This is a genomic window from Methylobacterium sp. 37f, from assembly GCF_023093475.1.
GTDB lineage: Bacteria > Pseudomonadota > Alphaproteobacteria > Rhizobiales > Beijerinckiaceae > Methylobacterium.
In genome coordinates this window covers 1-289 of the sequence record NZ_JAGHKN010000142.1, presented here as the reverse complement: position 1 = coordinate 289, position 289 = coordinate 1, and the positions used below count along the sequence as shown (strand labels likewise).

General features: G+C 64.4%; 1 pseudogene. It reads right to left on the bottom strand.

The window, feature by feature from the left end:
- Positions 1–289, bottom strand: a pseudogene (locus J7U37_RS25015) (helix-turn-helix domain-containing protein); the annotation flags it as partial.

Sequence of the window (289 nt, the reverse complement as noted above, 5' to 3'; positions counted from 1 at the left end):
CTTGAGGAATGGTCATTCAACGCCTCGGGGCCGCCGCGCTGGTAGGCGTCGTACCAGCGGTAGAACGTCGAGCGGGTGATGCCGAGCTTGTCCAGGGTGGCACGCACCGGCAGGTGGGATTGCTCGACCAGCCGGATGATCTCCAGCTTCTCGGAGGCCGGGTACCTCATGCCTCGTCGCCCCCAGCCCCGCTCATGCTTTTTTTAAGCAGACGGTTCTCCAGGACGAGATCAGCCACGACCTCCTTCAGCGCCCCCGCTTCGCGACGGAGATCCCGCACCTCATCCGT